This is a genomic window from Gordonia terrae (assembly GCF_051789125.1).
Lineage (GTDB): Bacteria > Actinomycetota > Actinomycetes > Mycobacteriales > Mycobacteriaceae > Gordonia > Gordonia terrae_A.
The window spans coordinates 220,942-237,518 of sequence record NZ_CP196526.1; the positions used below are offsets into that span (position 1 = coordinate 220,942).

At 68.3% G+C, this 16,577-nt stretch carries 16 protein-coding genes and 1 pseudogene; 7 read left to right on the top strand and 10 right to left on the bottom strand.

Annotation, left to right across the window (positions count from 1 at the left end; all coding sequences use genetic code 11):
• Positions 1-26 precede the first annotated feature (26 nt).
• Positions 27-950 carry a DUF5926 family protein gene (locus tag ACSUZC_RS01000; RefSeq protein WP_439031090.1) on the top strand — a complete coding sequence of 308 codons (924 nt, stop codon included), beginning with the start codon at positions 27-29 and terminating at the stop codon, positions 948-950.
• 281 nt (positions 951-1,231) lie between these two features.
• Here ACSUZC_RS01000 and ACSUZC_RS01005 read toward each other — a convergent pair whose 3' ends face one another.
• Positions 1,232-1,768 (bottom strand): ferritin, encoded by a 537-nt coding sequence (locus ACSUZC_RS01005; protein WP_439031091.1) that lies wholly within the window; start codon positions 1,766-1,768, stop codon positions 1,232-1,234.
• An 85-nt stretch (positions 1,769-1,853) separates the two neighbouring features.
• Positions 1,854-3,074 carry an LCP family protein gene (locus tag ACSUZC_RS01010; protein WP_439033229.1) on the bottom strand — a complete coding sequence of 407 codons (1,221 nt, stop codon included), beginning with the start codon at positions 3,072-3,074 and terminating at the stop codon, positions 1,854-1,856.
• 274 nt (positions 3,075-3,348) lie between these two features.
• Here ACSUZC_RS01010 and ACSUZC_RS01015 point away from each other — a divergent pair, with 274 nt between their 5' ends.
• Entirely contained in the window at positions 3,349-4,707 is a 1,359-nt protein-coding gene (locus ACSUZC_RS01015) for an APC family permease (RefSeq protein WP_439031092.1), read from the top strand.
• Positions 4,708-4,747: 40 nt separating this feature from the next.
• On the opposite strand, the gene ACSUZC_RS01020 is transcribed toward ACSUZC_RS01015, so the two are convergent.
• The 4 genes from ACSUZC_RS01020 to ACSUZC_RS01035 all read right to left on the bottom strand — a co-directional run bounded on the left by ACSUZC_RS01020 (position 4,748) and on the right by ACSUZC_RS01035 (position 8,537).
• The gene (locus tag ACSUZC_RS01020; protein WP_439031093.1) at positions 4,748-5,353 is read right to left on the bottom strand and encodes a cold-shock protein; all 606 of its coding nucleotides are present in this window, start codon (positions 5,351-5,353) and stop codon (positions 4,748-4,750) included.
• A gap of 238 nt (positions 5,354-5,591) precedes the next feature.
• Positions 5,592-6,836, bottom strand: a complete 1,245-nt coding sequence (locus tag ACSUZC_RS01025; RefSeq protein WP_439031094.1) for an oxygenase MpaB family protein — start codon at positions 6,834-6,836, stop codon at positions 5,592-5,594.
• Positions 6,837-6,913: 77 nt separating this feature from the next.
• Positions 6,914-7,711 (bottom strand): CPBP family intramembrane glutamic endopeptidase, encoded by a 798-nt coding sequence (locus tag ACSUZC_RS01030; protein WP_439031095.1) that lies wholly within the window; start codon positions 7,709-7,711, stop codon positions 6,914-6,916.
• A gap of 73 nt (positions 7,712-7,784) precedes the next feature.
• Positions 7,785-8,537: a DUF2470 domain-containing protein gene (locus ACSUZC_RS01035; protein WP_439031096.1), complete on the bottom strand. Its 753-nt coding sequence runs from the start codon at positions 8,535-8,537 to the stop codon at positions 7,785-7,787.
• A 153-nt stretch (positions 8,538-8,690) separates the two neighbouring features.
• Between ACSUZC_RS01035 and pheA the strand changes: the two genes are divergently transcribed.
• Both pheA and ACSUZC_RS01045 read left to right on the top strand, forming a co-directional pair.
• Positions 8,691-9,668: a prephenate dehydratase gene (gene pheA, locus ACSUZC_RS01040; RefSeq protein WP_439033230.1), complete on the top strand. Its 978-nt coding sequence runs from the start codon at positions 8,691-8,693 to the stop codon at positions 9,666-9,668.
• Complete coding sequence (locus ACSUZC_RS01045; RefSeq protein ID WP_439031097.1) at positions 9,668-10,327, top strand: histidine phosphatase family protein; 660 nt, start codon at positions 9,668-9,670, stop codon at positions 10,325-10,327. Before pheA ends, ACSUZC_RS01045 begins: the two co-directional genes overlap by 1 nt.
• A 2-nt stretch (positions 10,328-10,329) precedes the next feature.
• Here ACSUZC_RS01045 and ACSUZC_RS01050 read toward each other — a convergent pair whose 3' ends face one another.
• From ACSUZC_RS01050 to ACSUZC_RS01065, 4 genes are all read right to left on the bottom strand, one after another.
• Entirely contained in the window at positions 10,330-10,830 is a 501-nt protein-coding gene (locus ACSUZC_RS01050; RefSeq protein WP_439031098.1) for a hemerythrin domain-containing protein, read from the bottom strand.
• A 130-nt stretch (positions 10,831-10,960) separates the two neighbouring features.
• Positions 10,961-11,311: a metallopeptidase family protein gene (locus ACSUZC_RS01055; protein ID WP_439031099.1), complete on the bottom strand. Its 351-nt coding sequence runs from the start codon at positions 11,309-11,311 to the stop codon at positions 10,961-10,963.
• A gap of 4 nt (positions 11,312-11,315) precedes the next feature.
• Positions 11,316-12,485 (bottom strand): septum formation family protein, encoded by a 1,170-nt coding sequence (locus ACSUZC_RS01060; RefSeq protein WP_439031100.1) that lies wholly within the window; start codon positions 12,483-12,485, stop codon positions 11,316-11,318.
• A 53-nt stretch (positions 12,486-12,538) separates the two neighbouring features.
• Entirely contained in the window at positions 12,539-13,264 is a 726-nt protein-coding gene (locus ACSUZC_RS01065) for a PaaX family transcriptional regulator C-terminal domain-containing protein (protein ID WP_439033231.1), read from the bottom strand.
• Positions 13,265-13,404: 140 nt separating this feature from the next.
• On the opposite strand from ACSUZC_RS01065, the pseudogene ACSUZC_RS01070 reads away from it, so the two are divergent.
• From ACSUZC_RS01070 to ACSUZC_RS01080, 3 genes and pseudogenes are all read left to right on the top strand, one after another.
• Positions 13,405-15,055: pseudogene (locus tag ACSUZC_RS01070) on the top strand (acyl-CoA dehydrogenase family protein).
• The gene (locus ACSUZC_RS01075) at positions 15,048-16,079 is read left to right on the top strand and encodes a crotonase/enoyl-CoA hydratase family protein (protein ID WP_439031101.1); all 1,032 of its coding nucleotides are present in this window, start codon (positions 15,048-15,050) and stop codon (positions 16,077-16,079) included. Before ACSUZC_RS01070 ends, ACSUZC_RS01075 begins: the two are co-directional and overlap by 8 nt.
• A gap of 78 nt (positions 16,080-16,157) precedes the next feature.
• Positions 16,158-16,571: an ankyrin repeat domain-containing protein gene (locus ACSUZC_RS01080; RefSeq protein ID WP_439031102.1), complete on the top strand. Its 414-nt coding sequence runs from the start codon at positions 16,158-16,160 to the stop codon at positions 16,569-16,571.
• The last annotated feature ends 6 nt before the right edge of the window (positions 16,572-16,577 follow it).

Below are 16,577 nucleotides of genomic sequence, written 5' to 3' on the forward strand. Positions count from 1 at the left end.
GCGTCCCCACATGAGAGAGTGGGTGAATGGGCAAGAAGAGCAAGCGGGGTAGCGGACCACGTCCGGGAAGCAATCGAGCCGAGCGGGTGGCCGCGCGCAAGGCGCGTCAGGCCGCGGCCCTGGCGCCGCCGCCACGTCCTTTCGCGGGACTGGCGTCCGAGTGTGACTTCGTGGCGTTGCGCACCTTCGTCGCCTCGGCGACCGCGCGGCTGGAACTGGCCGAGCCCGCCGACACTCGCAACGAGGTGTCGATCGTCACCATCCTCCCGGGGGCGGTGCCGGCTCTCGCGCGTGAAGCCGACGGCGCCACAGAGGGTTTCGTCGGCCTGCAGACGGATCCGGACCGCTCGGCACTCACCGTCGAGTTGGCCGCGGCCGTCGCGTGGGCTGCGCATGCCGATGCAGGCAGCGAGTTCGATCTCGACTCCGCCGATGAGGCACCCACTCTCGACGAGGTACTGAAGACCGATGCGACGCTGGACATCACGGTGCACCAGGACTTCGGCTGGTGGTTCGTGGAGGGTACCGACGTGCCCCCGGAGATCGCGGCGATGTTCGAGCGCGCCAACGAGTCGGTGTTGCCGACGGCGCGGCTCGTCGTCGACAGCGGGGCCGGGGCGCCGTGGTGGGTCGATGCCGGCGAGCGTGCTCACCTGAGGTGGATTCGCCCCGAACCCGAGGACGACCTCATGTCGGCGATGGCGCGCCTGCACGCGGCGGGTCGGCTGACGATGGGGGAGGGGTCGCGGTTCGCCGGATCGTTCCGCACCCATGGCCTGCTGGTCCCCGTGTTCGATCTCGACAACGAGATGCATCACGAGGAGTGGTACGCAGGTCTCAATGAGCTGGACCGGTACCTCGGCGAGGCGCTCGCGGACACCTCGCCCCTGACCATCGACCAGCGCAGCTCGCGCGATGGAATCCGGGGCCGTCAGGTCACGCTGCGCTGATCGCCGCTTCGTGGGGTGCGGGTGTGTTGGTGGGGTCCCTCAACTGCTCGCTGAGGTGCGGGGAGTGTAGGTGGGTCCCACAACTGCTCGCTCAGGTGCGGGTGTGTGATGGCGTCCCACAGCTGCTCGCTGAGGTGCGGGGTGTGTTGGTGGCGTCCGACAACTGCTCCCTGAGGTGCGGGGAGCGATGGCGACGAGCCACGAAGGGCCTGGAGAGTTCGACTCCCAGGCCCTTCGCGGCTCGCTTCGCTCGACCTAACGTGGCCGAGGGCGCTTCTGCGTCAGATGTTCCCACCGGCAGCCGGGGGAGCACTGGCGTCAGAGGTCTTGTCTCCGTTGAATTCTCGCTCGACGAAGTTCTCGAGGTCGAACAGGTTGCCGTTGCAGCGCTCGGCGATCGTCTGCAGGGTCGTCATCGTGGCGACCTCTTCGACCTGCTCCTTGAGGAACCACTGCACGAACTGCTCGCCGAGGTAGTCGCCGGTGTCGCGGGCCGACTTGGCCAGGTCGACGACCTGCTGGGTGACCGTCTTCTCTTGTGCCAGAGCGAGATCGATCGGCGCCCGGTAGCTCTCGAACCGGTTGTTGGGCGCCGGGATCCCGGGGATCTCGACTTCCATGTCGCGGTCGAGGAAGTACTGCACGATCATCATCGCGTGGTTGCGCTCCTCGACGGCCTGGCGGTAGAAGAGCTTTGCCAGTTGCGGCATGTCGTTGTTGTCGAAGTACGTGGCGACCGCGATGTACTGCTGCGAGGCGTAGAACTCGTTGCTGATCTGGTCATGCAGGAGCTGATGGAACTTGGTGTGTTCGGTCATGCACCCCATCGTAGGGATCAAAAATGGCCTGTACCAGCAAGTTCGGGCTAACTAAGGCAAGTCTCGCCTGCGTTTGGCGACCCTTTCACGGCCGACCCCCGGCGTCGACGAGGAGGTCGTCGGGAATCGGTCGACCATCGCGGAGGAGAGCGAAGAACTGCTCGGTCTGCTCGTTGACCGGCAGCGCGAGGCCCTCGTCGGTGAAGGTGCTCTCACCGGCGGGCGTGGTCGTGGTGATGGGGTCGCGCAGGGCGAACATGAGGGACGCCAGGTTCCAGATGTGATCTCGCTCATCGACGGTGAGGGAGTCGATCGCGCCTCCGATGAAACCGAAGAGGCGGAACGGATTCAGCAACACCGTCGGGCTGGTCGCGCGAGACACGAGAGCGGCGAGGAATTTTCGTTGATTGACCACGCGCTCGAGGTCGGCGCGCGGGAAGGCGCGCGTCCGTACGAGCCCGAGGGCCTGCCGGCCGTTGAGGCGGTGGCAACCCTTGGCCAGCCGCAGGCCCGCCTTGGGATCGTTGAGCGGCTGGTCGATGCACATGTCCACCCCGCCCATCGAGTCGACCAGGGTGTCGAACCCGCCGAACCCGATCTCGGCGTAGTGATCGATACGTATGCCGGTGAGATTTTCGACCGTCCGCACCAGGAGCGCGGGCCCACCGATACCGAACGACGCGTTGATCTTCAGGCTGCCATGTCCGGGGACCTCGACGTAGAGATCGCGCGGGATGCTCACCACGACGGCTTTGCCGCCGCCCGGCGGATTGTGGACGAGCATGATCGTGTCGGTGCGCGAGCCGTCGGCGTCTCCGGTGGCCAGATCGCGGCGCTGTTCATCGGTGAGGTCCGACCGTGAATCCGTGCCGACGATCAGCCAGTTGGTCCCGGGGGTGTCCGACGGGCGTCCCGCGTAGGCGGGCAGCGCGTCGATGCGGTCGAGTTTCGAGTCGTAGTAGAAGAGCAGCCCGATGCCTCCGAGCACGACGACGAGCAGCAGGATCATCAGGATCTTGCCGATGCGCGCCGCCCGGCGGCCTCTGGTCCTCGGCTGGCGCGGTTGTCGGGGTTGCCGTGTCGGGCGCGGCGGCGCGGGCGGGGGCCCCGGTGGTCGGCCGTGGTTGCGCGGGTCGTTTCGCACCGGCCCGCGAGACCGGTCGCCCGCCGGGATCGGTTCGGGTTTCTGGGTGGGTGCGTAGCCGGCACCGGCACTGGCACCTGCGGCGGGGTTCGGTCGCGGGCCGGGCGCGCCGTGCTGGGGTCCGCGTCCGGGAACAGAGCCGCGTGCCGGGATTCGCGGCATGGCCTGGGGATGGGGAGACGGTCCGCCCGAGGCCGGCGGCGGTCGGTGGCCTGCGGGCCCGGGTACCTGGCCGGGGCGGGGTGGTGGGCCCGCCGGGCGCCCGGACGGCATCGGCGGGCCGGGGCGAGGACGCCGGATCATCGGCGGGTCCTGCTCGTTCATCCCATCAAATGTACGCATGGGAGGTCGGCGGGGACGTCGGGCGGAGGGATGTGCCGAGCATCGCGCGGCCCGCCAGGTCTCGTTTTCGGTCGAACGGGGTACAGAAGGCGCCATGACCGACAAGCAGGTCGCCGAGACGGGCGACATCGCGGACGACCGCGAGACCACTCCGCTACGCCGTGCCATCACCGGCAAGTTGCTGTTCCTGTTCATTCTCGGTGATGTCCTCGGCGCCGGGATCTATGCACTGGTGGGAGAGGTGGCCGGGGAGGTCGGCGGTGCGATCTGGGTGCCGCTGGCCCTCGCCCTGGCGATGGCCATGCTGACCGCGGCGTCGTACGCCGAGCTCGTCACGAAATATCCGCGGGCCGGGGGTGCCGCAGTGTTCGCACGACGGGCGTACGGGCATCCCCTCATCTCGTTCCTCGTCGGCTTCTGCATGCTGGCCGCCGGGGTGACGAGCGCGGCCGGCCTGGCCCTCGCCTTCGCGGGGGACTACCTGCAGGTCTTTCTCGACGTGCCGACGACCCTCGCGGCGCTGGTGTTCCTTGTCGTGATCGCGGCCCTCAACGCGCGCGGCATCACCGAGTCCCTGCGCGCCAACGTGGTGATGACCGTGGTGGAGGTCTCGGGCCTCGTCTTGATCATCGTTCTGGCCGCGATCGTGCTCGGGCGCGGCGACGGCGAGCCGCATCGTGTCATCGAGTTCACCGAGGACACCACGCCGGCGCTCGCGGTGCTGGGCGCGGCGCTTCTCGCGTACTACTCATTCGTCGGTTTCGAGACCTCGGCCAACATGGCCGAGGAGGTCCGCGACGTCCGACGCGTCTATCCGAAGGCGCTGTTCGGCGCGCTGCTCACCGCCGGCGTCGTCTACGTCCTGGTGGGGCTCGCGGTGTCCGTGGTCGCGCCGCCGGAGCGTCTCGTCGAGTCGTCGGGACCGCTCCTCGAGGTGGTCTCGATCGCCGACGTCGGGGTTCCGGACAAGCTGTTCTCGCTCATCGCGCTGATCGCCGTCGCCAACGGGGCCCTGCTCACGATGATCATGTCGTCGCGGCTCACCTTCGGGATGTCGCGCGAGGGACTGCTGCCTGCGACTCTCGGCCGCGTTCTGCCGGGTCGACAGACCCCGTGGGCGGCCATTCTCGCGACCACCGCCGTCGCCATGGTGCTGTCGGCGACCGGAACCGTCGCGGCTCTCGCCGAGACCGTCGTGCTGCTTCTGCTGTTCGTGTTCATCAGCACCAACGTCGCCGTGCTGGTCCTTCGACGGGACCGCACGGACACCGACCATTTCCGCGCCCCGACCATCGTCCCGGTGCTCGCTGTGATCACGTGCATCGTCCTCATGACCCAGCAGAGCGCGGACACATGGTTGCGCGCCGGCATCCTCATCGCCGTCGGGCTGGCGCTCTACCTGTTGGCGCGCGCCACCGGTTCGGGCGGGAAGACGGCGCCCCGCGCGGAGTGAGCGGGGCACCGTCTGCGCGCCTCATCGGCACCCGGTGGTCTCATCGGCCCCGGATGTTGTTGGCGCGGAACGGGTATCCGTCCTGGCCCGGGGCCTCGTACTGGAACTCGACGGGCTGCCCGGGCGTGAGCGCGCGGTAACCGGTACCGACGATCGCGCTGAAGTGCGCCCACGCACCGCCGGGTGTGGCCTCCGAGTCGAGCACACCCCAGCCCACTTCGTCCCGCCAGAACCGCACGGTGCCAGAGGTGTTCGGCCGGAGAGAGGTCTCCGGATGCGTCGCGTACGGGTCGTCGGCGATCGTCTCCTCGATCGTCGTGAGTCCGTCCGGGCCGGGGGAGCCGACACTGTGCCACAGTGCACCCCGGTAGGCGCCCCGCGGCATCGCGGGCGCGGACGACTGCAATGGCCACACAGCCAATGCGACGTGGCGGCAGCCCTTCTCCGGAGGAGAAGCGATCGCGTGGTCGAATTCGACTGTGGTTCCCGGACGTAACCCCGGCCGGAACATCCCGTCCAGGTCGACAACGGCCCGCAGCCGGATGACCGACGAGTCCACATGAATCGCGCCCGACAGTGCCGATGACTCGATGACACCCCAGCCTGCGTCGTGGTGCCATTCGCGGATCGTCCCGGTGTCGACCATCGCACCACCGTAGGCGAGGGGACCACCCAGCGAAATCGAATATTCGCAGCGGGAGTGGACTCCGTGCGGCGCCCGAAATGAGGTCGCACGCGACTTGATTCCGTCCGTGCGACCTCGATCGAAGTCGCGTCGACGAAACGATGTCGCGTGCGACCTCATTTCGGGGGCACGCGGCATCGGGGGCCAGGGGGGTCGGGAGTCAACAGTCAGGAGCAGGAGCCGTCGATCCCGCGACCCGTCAGCGTTGCGCGAGCGACCCGATCTCCGGCGCGTCCGGACCGAAGTGGCGGTACAGCGCGCGGCGGCGCGCACGGGCGCCGGTCCATTCGAGATAGCGCGGACCCGCGGGTGTACGCGCGATCAGTTGATAGGTGATCGTGTTGCGGACCCAGGCCACGCCGAAAGCCCATGGGAGAGTGGGCCGCAGACCGAGATCGCGCATGCCGCGCACGCCCAGGAATCCCTGCAGCATGCTGAGCAGTCGCGCGCGGGTGTAGCGGGCCGACAGTCCCGGCAGCCGGTGGTAGTGCAGCTTTCGCTGGGCGTCGACGATGGCGGTTGTCAAGGCGGCGCCGGCGGCGGTGACGTCGTCTTGAGCGAGCAACACTGCGTAACTGAGCTGATGCTGGTCGCGTTCGGCGTCGAAGAGCCAGTCCTCGTCGACGCCGATGAGCCAACCGACGTACTTCCAGAGATGCATGAGGGCACGTGAATCGTCGCGGCTGACGGGGACGCCGAGCGCGCGGACCCCCATCATGAGGGCGCCGCTGAAGAGATTCAGGGTCGCGGCGAGGTCGGACTGGTTGATCGGCAGACCCCACTGCTCGACGTCCCAGCGTCCGTTGTGCTCGTACCGTTCGTTGACCAGCGCATGCATGAGGCGGACATGCACGGTCAGCCGCCAGCCCTCGCCGGCTCGGGCCATCCCGCCCGGTTCGCCGACGGCGATCGCCCAGGTCTGGGTCTCGCCGAGGCGCCGGATCACCGTGTTGCCGGTCAGGCCGCCGGTCGCCACGAGAAGGTCCGCGGGTCCACCGAACCGGTAGCCGCCGATGAGCGACAGCTGGAGGAGAACGTCGTTGGCGTTCTGCCCGAAGCGCCGATAGACAGCAGCACCTCGTTCACACAGGTCGGGATCGACCCAGTCGGGGGTGTCCTCGACCATCGCGAAGAACTCGCGCAGCACCTCGGGCGCGTCCGACGGCATGTCCCCCGACAGCGCGCGCTCGAACTGCCGCATCGTGACCCGACCCTCGGATTCGCGGGGCAGGCGCATCGCCCGCACGAGAGCGGCGGCGGGTTCGTCACGCGTGAGGTAGCGACGCCCGAGGTCGGCGAGTTCGGCCTCGGACGGTTCCCGGAGCCGGTTGTAGACCTTCAGCATCTTGCCGATCCGGCGGCCGCGCGCCTCGGCGGCACGGTGGCGCCGGGGGGCTGACGGATGGTCGGCCCGGGCCTGGCCGGTGGGCGCATCGACGGTCATGAGACGAATCTACCGAATCATCTCACCGGTTTCAAAGGTTCCGGCTCGAGGATCAGGGCTCTGACGCCCGCCGCGGGTCACCCGACCCAGGAGAGGTGGTCACGCAGCAGCGCATAGCCGACGAAGGCGATGACGTCGATCACCGCATGGGCGACCACCAGCGGCCACGCACGGCCGGTGACCTGGTAATACCTCCCGTAGACGACGCCCATGACCAGATTGCCCACCCCGGCCCCGAACCCCTGGTAGAGGTGATACCCGCCGCGCAGGATCGCGCTCGACGCCAGCGCCTTGCCGTCGGACACGCCCAGCTGTCTGAGACGCGTGATGAAGTACGCGACGACGACGATCTCCTCGGCGGCCGCATTGCCGATCGCGATGAGGATCAAGACCGGCCACTCCCACCACGTGTCGGCCTGGCTCGGCACGAGGCTCGCGTTGAGGCCCATCGCCCGCGCCACCGCGACGAGTGCGAGACCGGGTAACCCGATGATCGCCGCGAGGACCAGTCCGGCCGGGACGTCGCGACGGGGTGTCCAGCGGCCGAGCCCGACCCGGGACAATCCGAGTCCGCTCCGCCACAGGAGGTAGACACCGAGTGATGCGATCGCGAACAGACGCAGCCCGGACATCACCTGGCGGACCGCATCGATGAGGTCGAGGTCCGAGCGACTGGGGTTGAGCGCGACCGTCTGCTGGCCGATCCCGCCCGCGAGTTCGGCCTCGAGGAGCGCCAGCGCCGCCGACAGTGCGGAGAAGGCGAACGTCAGGACCCCGACGATGATCAGTTCGACGACGATGCCCCGCCGTTCGGTGCGGTCGGTCACGACCGGAATGCCGTGGGGTGGCGGCTTCAGGTACTCGCGCAAGGCCATGCCGGCCAGCCTAGGACCCCGCGACGGGTGGTGATGGTGCGCAGATGGCGCACCGTCGCCACGAGATGCCGTGTCAGTCCGGCATCGAGTTGAGGAACGGGCAACCCGCCAGATTGCGGAGTGCGCGCGACAGTTCGAAGACGTCGGAGACCGGCCGGGCGAAGGGCAGGCGTACATCGGAGTCGCCGTCGAGTCCCTCGATGCGGAAACGGATCCCGAATCGGTCGAGGCCCAGCGGCCGGACCCGACCGCGACGAAGGTCCTCGGGGAGCTTCCGCACGAGCTGGCCGACGATGTCGGCGTGATCGGAGTCGAGATGCTCGAGCCAGCTGCCCTCGTGTTCCCAGAACGGGTCGGGATCTGCATCGGCGAGTTCGGTGGCCGACACCGACGCAGCCCCGTCCGACGACGCGATGACCGCGGTGTCGACCTGCAGTCGCAGCATCGACGCACCATGACCGATGTCGAGGAGACCGTCGTCGGGATGTTCGGCGGCGATCTCGATGGCGAGGTCGCGCTCGAGATCCCGCGGGACCTCGTGCAGCGTGCCGTTCAGCCAGATCACCGAGCGGACGCGTTCCCGCAGGTCGATGGGCGCCCAGTCGGTCACTTCGAGCATGGCCGGCACGCCCTCGGCGTCGTCGACGGCCCGCATGGCCTCTCCCGTGGTGGGCACGAGGACGAATGCCTGCGATTCGAAGAGGTGGACGACGTCGACCGGTGTCGCGTCGGCACCTTCGACGGCCAGGATCGCGGATCCGACCCGACGACATGCCGTCTGGATCATCTCGGCATCCGTCGGGCGGGCGGTCGTCGTTTTCGTCATGACTGTCTCTCCGGTCGGCGTCGCGGGAACGCGTGCAGTTGAAAGGTAACCCTAACCTAAATTCTCCGGACGCAGGCGTCAACGGGGGAAGTCCGGGGGCGCACCGCCCGCCCGAGGCGCCGCGTCGATGTCCACTAGGCTCGTGGGGTGCCTGTGATCGCGTACTTCGGACCCCCCGGAACCTTCACCGAGATGGCACTCGATGCGATCCTCGACGCACACGACCCGGGCTTGGCGGGCCCAGATCTGTCCGGCCCAGATCTGTCAGGCCCAGTCGAGCGGGTGGCCGCGCAGAGTCCCGCCGCGACCATCGAGATGATCCGAAGGGGCGAAGCGGACTTCGGGTGTGTCCCGATCGAGAGCTCGCTGGAGGGGTCGGTCCCCGCGACCATGGACGCGCTCGTGCCCCCCGCCGCGGACGGGCCCGCGGGCCGGGTGCAGGCATTCGCCGAGACCGTGCTCGACATCTCCTTCACGATCGCCGCTGCCGACCCCATCGAACCCGCCGATGTCGCTACGATCGCCGCCTACCCGGTCGCCTCCGCCCAGGTGCGGCAACGTGTCGGTGAACTCTTCCCCAACGCCCGGTTCGTCACCTCGGCCTCCAATGCCGCGGCGGCACAAGACGTTGCGGCCGGAAAAGCCGACGCGGCGGTCACCACCGGGCTCGCGGCCAGACTGTCCGAACTCGTCGTGCTCGCCGACGGCGTCGCCGATGCCCGGGATGCGACCACGCGGTTCCTCCTGGTGGGCCGGCCCGGGATTCCGGCGCCGAGAACCGGTGCCGACCGGACCTCGGTGATCCTCGATCTGTCCAACGAACCCGGCAGCCTGATGGCGGCGATGAACGAGTTCGCCTCACGCGGAATCGATCTCACCAGAATCGAGTCCCGCCCGCAGCGCGACGAGGCGCAGGGCCGCAGCATCGCGGGCCGGTACCGATTCTTCCTCGACGCGGTCGGCCACATCGACGACGCCGCGGTCGCCGAAGCCCTTGCCGCACTGCATCGTCGATGTGAGCGGGTGGTGTTCCTCGGATCATGGCCGGCGGTGCGTACCACCGGTGCGGCTCCGCCCGATCACACCGAGTCCCTCGTCTGGGTCGAGTCGATGCGTCGAGGAGGCATCTGATGGCACGCCTGCACCTGGTCCGCCACGGCGAGACCACCTCCAACGTGATGCGTAGGCTCGACACCGCCCTGCCCGGCGCGGCACTCACCGATTTCGGTGCGCGCCAGGGTGTTCGGTTCGGACTCGAGAACTCCCTCGAACAGCCCGCGGTGCTGCTCAGCTCGCGCGCCCTCCGGGCCAGGCAGACGGCCGAACTGATCGGCTCGGTCTGGGACGTCGAGACCGCCGCGGTCGACGGCGTGCACGAGGTCCAGGCCGGAGACCTCGAGGACCATACCGACCGTGAAGCCCACGAGGTGTTCCACGGCATCATGCAGCGCTGGCATGACGGCGACCTCGATGCCCGCATTCCCGGTGGCGAGTCGCTGGCGATGGTCTACGACCGCTACCTGCCGACGGTCGAGGATCTCGCCGACATGTACCTGACCGGGCCAGACCAGCGTGACGTCTACCTGGTGAGTCACGGCGCGGCCATCCGGCTGATCGCGGCGCGGTTGTCCGGCATCGACTCCCGCTTCGCGGCTGCCACGCACCTCGGCAACACCGGCTCCATCGAGCTCGAATACGCCGACGGAGTGTGGGTGTGCCGGCGGTGGGGGGCGAAGTCGGCACCGTTCGAGGTCGTCGACGAGCCACTTGTCGACGAACCGATGGGTTAGCGCTATTTGATGATCGCGTCGACCGTCTTCTTCAGCGCCGACGGCTGCGACGGACGCCGGGGCGCCTTCTCCCTACGACGCAGCATCTCCTCGCCGATCGCCTGAAGGTCCTTGCGGCCGAGGGCTTCCCGCACCTTGGGGAACCACTCGTCCTCCTCTTCCTCGATGTGGTGTTCGACGTTCTCGATCAGGACGGTGGTCTTGGCGTCGAAGCGCTCGGCATCCGGACTCAGCGCGGCGAGTTCGACGACGAGCACGTCGGCGACGTGGTGCTCCTCGTACGACTCGAGAATGTCGTCCTCGAGCTCCGGCACACGCTTGCGGATCTCCGGGTACATCACCTCGTTCTCGATGTAGGTGTGCACCGTGAGGGCCTCGATGATCTTGTCGACGATCTTGCCCTTGGTCTTGGTGGCATTGGGTCCCTGCGACTTGAAGTCACGGAACAACTTGCGGATCTCCTTGTGGTCGTCCCTGAGGATGACAATGGCGTCTGAGGACATGGACGTACTCCTGAGATAGAGGGGCTGCTCGATCTGCACTCCCTCATACCGCATCGCCGCCCTGCTCAAACATCGGACGCCGAACGGCTGACGCCACCTCCGCCGACCCGGCGACCAGCTGACGTGTCGCTCAGCCCCAGCCGTTGGCATGCAGCCAGTCGTCGTCGATGCCGAAGTGGTGCGCGATCTCGTGCACGACGGTGACCGCGACCTCGTGCACGACCTCGTCGCGCGAATGACACATCGCGAGGAGCGGGGTGCGGTAGATCGTGATGGTGTCGGGCAGGTAGCCGCCGTAGTCGTGGTCGCGCATCGTCAGTGCGACACCGTGATACAGCCCGAGGATCTCCGGCTCCTCGGGATTGAACGGTTCGACCAGGATCACCACGTTGTCGATGGCGTCGGTGAGTTCCGACGGGATCGTGTCCAGCGCGTCGGAGACCAGCCCGTCGAACTCGTCGTCGGACATCGTCACGGCCACCGGATCAGCCCGCCGGTGCCGGAACCTGGTCGGGGTTCGGCGCGATCCCCGGAGGCAACGGAACCGGGGTCGGGAGCGCACGTCCCGGCGGTGCCTCCGGCGGTGCCACCGGTGCTCGGCCGTTGATCAGCAACGCCCCACCCTTGGCGTCCCCGACGATGGTCGCGAAGCCGCCGCGCTTGTCGGGAAGACCCAGATAGCAGACGACCTTTCGGCTTCCCGCGAGCCAGCTGGGTTCGCTCAGTACCGACCACTGGACGTTGAGCGTGGTGGAGTCGAGGGCTTTCTTGCCGCCGACGAAACGTTCGGCCTGCACGGGGCAGATCGAGCCCAGATAGTTGTTCTGGGCCCCGGTGGCGGGCCACGGCTTGTTCGACATCCGATCGCCGAAACGGACCGACAGGTCGACGATGCCGGTTGTTTGGAACGCGTGGGGCTCAGCGCAGTTCACCGCGAAACCGGTGGGGGCGCGGGTCTCCGGGTCGATGCCGACACACGTGCCCTCGGGCCAGACGTATGACTGGTTCTGATCGGCGACACGACCGGAGAATTGCGCGGGCTGCCCGTCTGCGCCGTTCTCCTGGACACCGCAGCGCAATTGCCGTGCGCCCTTGTCCCATTGCGCCTGCGACGGGTACATCATGCCGACCGCGAAGCGCCCCTGCGGGTCCAGTCTGCCCTGGAGATACTGGTCGACGATGACGGGGCACTGCTCGTCACGAATCGTCGCGAATCGTTCCGCACCGGGCCACGGTGCGTCCTCACCGAACTCGGCGCCCGGGACGAGAGCGGTGTCGACGCCCCCGGCCACCTCGAACCGGTGCTTCTGTTCGCAGCCGACCTTCAGCGGCTGACCCGGATTGCCGGCCGGCCAATCCAGGCAGTCGCCGGCCACCGATTTGGTGAAGGCGTTGTGGGTGAGACGCTCGCCCTCCCCGATGTTGCTGCCTCCGACGCTGCCGCTGTCGTCGAAGACGCCCATCGCGAAGGCGATACCGCCCGCGACAAGCGCGCCGACGACGATCGCGGCGAGGACCACATACACCGGGTTGCGGACCGGACGCCCGGGCCGCCGGCGTTTCGTCGACCTGGGGTCGTCGGATGTCGTCGCGGCCGGTGACCACTGGTCGTCGGCTGCGGTGGGGCGGGTCGGGTCGGGGTCGGGCGCGTTCATCGGGATCCATCATGCCTGGCCGGGTCAGCCGGGCACAGTCCCCGGTTGTGCCGTCACGCCGGTTCGGACGCGAGCAGGCGGGCGGCGAGTCCGGTGAGTTCCTGCCGGAAGTCCTCGTATCCGGCTCGCAGGCGGTCGCCCGGCCACCCCGGCGGCAGGAGTTCGCCGGGCAGGAGCGGATCGCGGAGGATATGGCGCACCACGGCCGCGGCGACGCCGAAACGGTCGGCGACCGTGGGCGCGGCCGCCAGCGCGAGGAGCAACTCCTCGGCCGACTCGGCCCACGACGCCGGTGCGAAGAGCCGGCCGACGAGCTCCGCGGGCGGTTCGTCGGGGACGGCGCGGAACATGCTCAACCGTCGTCGTACCTCAGGTGCGAAGTCGACGTCCAGGTTCGCGGGCCGGGACCAGACGCCCTCCCGGAGCTCGCCGAACCTGGCTCGCAGGAGCGCGTCGCGGAGCGCCGCGCGGTCGGACGAGGTCTCCGATCCCACGGTCACGACGGCGAGATCCCACTGACCGTTCCAGTCGCGCGTGGCCGGGTGCAGGGCGTCGTCTTGTCGCCGCTGTCGTTCGACGAGGCGGGGTGACAGGCGGTAGAGGTCATCGGCACGTTCGAGGTCGCCCGCCGCGACGAGTCGGGTGAGCGCCACCCGGACAGTGGCTTGACGGACTCCGAGTTCGGTGGTCAGTGCCAGGATCCTGCGCACCGGGGCTTCGGGCCTGTCCATGCCCAGCAGGCCACTGAGGATGACCGATCGCGCCGTCAGTCGGGGGATGTCCACGGGTGCGCCGGCCACGGTCCGATGCTAGCCAGGGGCCGGTTCCCCGGCGGCAGGAACACGTATTACAGAAGCTCAGCAAACGGAAGAGAAATGTAATATCGTGGCGCGAACAGCCCACCCAGGAAGGCACCGGCATGCCCACACACGCCGTCACCAATCAGGTCCCCGAGCTCGTCGACCACGATGCCGCCGACCATCCCGCGATCACCGAGGCCGTCCACCGAGCGGGTGCTGACCACATGCTCGAGGACCTGCATCGCATCGGCCGACTGGCGGGCAGCGCCGAGGCGATGCGCTGGGGCGACCTCGCAGAGGCCCATCCGCCCGAACTCCGGACTCATGACCGGTACGGCAACCGCATCGACGAGGTCGACTACGACGCCGCCTATCACCAGCTGATGCGGACGGGTATGGGCTTCGGGCTGGGCGGCACAGCGTGGGCCGAGCCGAGTCCCACCGCGCACTTCGAACGAGCTGCGAAGTCGAGCGTCTGGGGGCAGGTCGACGCCGGGCACGGCTGCCCGTTGTCGATGACCTACGGCGTGATCCCCGCGCTGCGCGCGAACCCGGAGCTTTCCAAATCGTTCGAACCGCTTCTGGTCTCGTCGATCTACGACCCGGGGTTGAGGGCGCCGCTCTCGAAATCGGGCCTGACGGCCGGCATGTCCATGACCGAGAAACAGGGCGGTTCCGACGTTCGTGCGAACGCGACGACGGCGATCCCGCAGCGTGACGGAACGTACCGGATCACCGGACACAAGTGGTTCACATCGGCACCCATGAGCGACGTCTTCCTCGTCCTGGCCCAGGCTCCCGGCGGCCTGTCCTGCTTCTTCGTCCCCCGGGTCCTGCCCGACGGCAGTCGGAACACCTTTCTGCTCCAGCGACTGAAAGCGAAGCTGGGCAATCACTCCAACGCCAGCAGTGAGGTGGAGTACGACGACACCGTGGCGTGGCTCGTGGGTGACGAGGGACGCGGGGTCCCCACGATCATCGAGATGGTCAACATGACCCGCCTCGACTGCACGCTCGGCTCGGCGACGAGCATGCGCGCCGGGGTCGTGCAGGCAGCTCATCACGCGAGCCATCGCTCTGCGTTCGGCGGCACGCTGGTCGACCAGCCGCTGATGCGTAACGTCCTCGCCGATCTGGCCGTCGAGTCGGAGGGGGCGACCATGACGGCGCTCTGGCTGGCCGAACTCACCGACAAGGTCGTGGCGGGAGACGACCGGGCCGATGCGCTACGGCGGATCTCGCTGGCGGTCAGCAAGTACTACGTGTGCAAACGCGCACCGGTTCACGCCGCCGAAGCGTTGGAATGCCTGGGCGGCAACGGTTATGTCGAGGAGTCACGGATGCCGCGGTTGTACCGGGAGGCGCCGCTCATGTCGATCTGGGAGGGCTCGGGCAACGTGGCGGCACTGGATGTGTTGCGAGCCATGGCAAAACAGCCTCACGCGGTGGAGGAGTTCCTCGACGAACTCGACCGTGCGGCCGGTGCGGATCGGCACCCTCGACGCCGCGATCGCCGACCTGCGAACCGAGTTCGCCGACCTCGACGGAATGCAGTATCGGGCTCGCCGTGTCGTCGGCCGGATGGCGCAGACCCTGCAGGCAAGCCTGCTCGTCCGGTACGGCCACCCGGCCGTGGCCGACGCCTACGTCGTCAGTCGGCTCGGCAACGACCGCGGCGACGTGTTCGGCACCCTTCCCCCGGGCGTCGACACCACCGCCGTCATCGAACGCGTCACGCCGAAGACGTCGCAGGTGACCGCACGTGGCTGACTCGGAACAGAATGCCGGAGAGCGTCCGGCCGCGTGGCGCGACGACCTCCGCCACGGTGAGGATTCGTTGTTCGCCGGACGCGCGGAAAGTGGATCGAGCAGCGAATACCGCACTCTCACCTACGATGTCACCGGCCGGATCGCCCGCATCACCTTCAACCGACCCGACCAGGGCAACGCGATCACCGTCGACACCCCCGTCGAGCTGGCGCATGCGGTGGAACGCGCGGACGTCGACCCAGGTGTCCACGTGATCGTCGTGTCCGGGCGCGGCAAGGGTTTCTGCGGCGGATACGACCTGTCGATCTTCGCGGAGAACGGTGGCGATCCGTCGCAAGCCGTCGATCCCCGGACCGGCACCGTCCTCGATCCCGTTGTGCAGGCGCGTAATCACGACCCGAACCGCACCTGGGATCCCATGATCGACTACGCGATGATGAGCAGGTTCAACCGCGGTTTCGCCAGCCTGCTCCACGCGAACAAGCCGACGGTCGCCAAGCTGCACGGTTTCGCGGTCGCAGGCGGCACGGACATCGCGCTCTACGCCGACCAGATCATCTGCGCCGACGACACCAAGATCGGGTACCCGCCGACCCGGGTGTGGGGGATCCCCGCGGCCGGTATGTGGGCGCATCGGCTCGGCGATCAGCGCGCCAAACGACTGCTGTTCACCGGCGACTGCCTGTCGGGTCGGCAGGCGCACGAGTGGGGGTTGGCCGTCGAGGCGCCGCCGGCCGACGAACTCGACGCCCGCACCGAGGATCTCCTCGAACGGATCGCGCGGATGCCGGTCAACCAGCTCGTGATGGCCAAACTGGCACTCAACAGCGCACTCCTGGCCCAGGGCGTCGCGAACTCGGGAATGATCAGCACGGTCTTCGACGGGATCTCACGTCACACCCGAGAGGGATACGCCTTCCAGCAGCGTGCCGCGACCGCCGGTTTCCGTGAGGCGGTCCGCGAGCGCGACGAGATCAACGGCGACTGGAAGCGGGCTCAATTCCGCACCCCCCGCGATTCGTAGCGAAAGTGGGCCTATAGCGCGCATTGTCGCTACGAAATCCTGGCGGGGATGTCCTGCCGCGCGCCTACACTCGCGGGCGTGGCAGCCCATCCCGACGATCGTCCCGATGCCGGCGTCCCGAGCCCCGAGGTCGTGGAGCTGGCAACCAGGCTCTTCGACATGGCCCGATCCGGTGACGCGGAGACCTTGAGGGGCTATCTCGATGCCGGTGTTCCGGCGGACCTGCGCAACCAGTCCGGCGATTCGCTGCTCATGCTCGCCGCCTATCACGGACACGCGCCTGCGGTCGGGGTCCTGCTCGGGTACGGCGCCGATGCCGACCTCGCCAACGACAAAGGACAGACACCGCTCGCCGGGGCGGTGTTCAAGGGCTTCGACGACGTGGTCCGGGTCCTCGTCGACGCGGGCGCCGACCCGTACGGCGGGACTCCGTCGGCCGACGCCGCGGCGACCATGTTCGGCCGGACGGACCTGCGACGGTTGTGGAGCTGACCGGGC

Bases quoted from the DNA above. Each gene is read 5' to 3' on its own strand.
- ACSUZC_RS01000 (WP_439031090.1), top strand. From the start codon at position 27: ATGGGCAAGAAGAGCAAGCGGGGTAGCGGACCACGTCCGGGAAGCAAT.
- ACSUZC_RS01005 (WP_439031091.1), bottom strand. From the start codon at position 1,768: ATGACCGAACACACCAAGTTCCATCAGCTCCTGCATGACCAGATCAGC.
- ACSUZC_RS01010 (WP_439033229.1), bottom strand. From the start codon at position 3,074: ATGCCGCGAATCCCGGCACGCGGCTCTGTTCCCGGACGCGGACCCCAG.
- ACSUZC_RS01015 (WP_439031092.1), top strand. From the start codon at position 3,349: ATGACCGACAAGCAGGTCGCCGAGACGGGCGACATCGCGGACGACCGC.
- ACSUZC_RS01020 (WP_439031093.1), bottom strand. From the start codon at position 5,353: ATGGTCGACACCGGGACGATCCGCGAATGGCACCACGACGCAGGCTGG.
- ACSUZC_RS01025 (WP_439031094.1), bottom strand. From the start codon at position 6,836: ATGACCGTCGATGCGCCCACCGGCCAGGCCCGGGCCGACCATCCGTCA.
- ACSUZC_RS01030 (WP_439031095.1), bottom strand. From the start codon at position 7,711: ATGGCCTTGCGCGAGTACCTGAAGCCGCCACCCCACGGCATTCCGGTC.
- ACSUZC_RS01035 (WP_439031096.1), bottom strand. From the start codon at position 8,537: ATGACGAAAACGACGACCGCCCGCCCGACGGATGCCGAGATGATCCAG.
- ACSUZC_RS01045 (WP_439031097.1), top strand. From the start codon at position 9,668: ATGGCACGCCTGCACCTGGTCCGCCACGGCGAGACCACCTCCAACGTG.
- ACSUZC_RS01050 (WP_439031098.1), bottom strand. From the start codon at position 10,830: ATGTCCTCAGACGCCATTGTCATCCTCAGGGACGACCACAAGGAGATC.
- ACSUZC_RS01060 (WP_439031100.1), bottom strand. From the start codon at position 12,485: ATGAACGCGCCCGACCCCGACCCGACCCGCCCCACCGCAGCCGACGAC.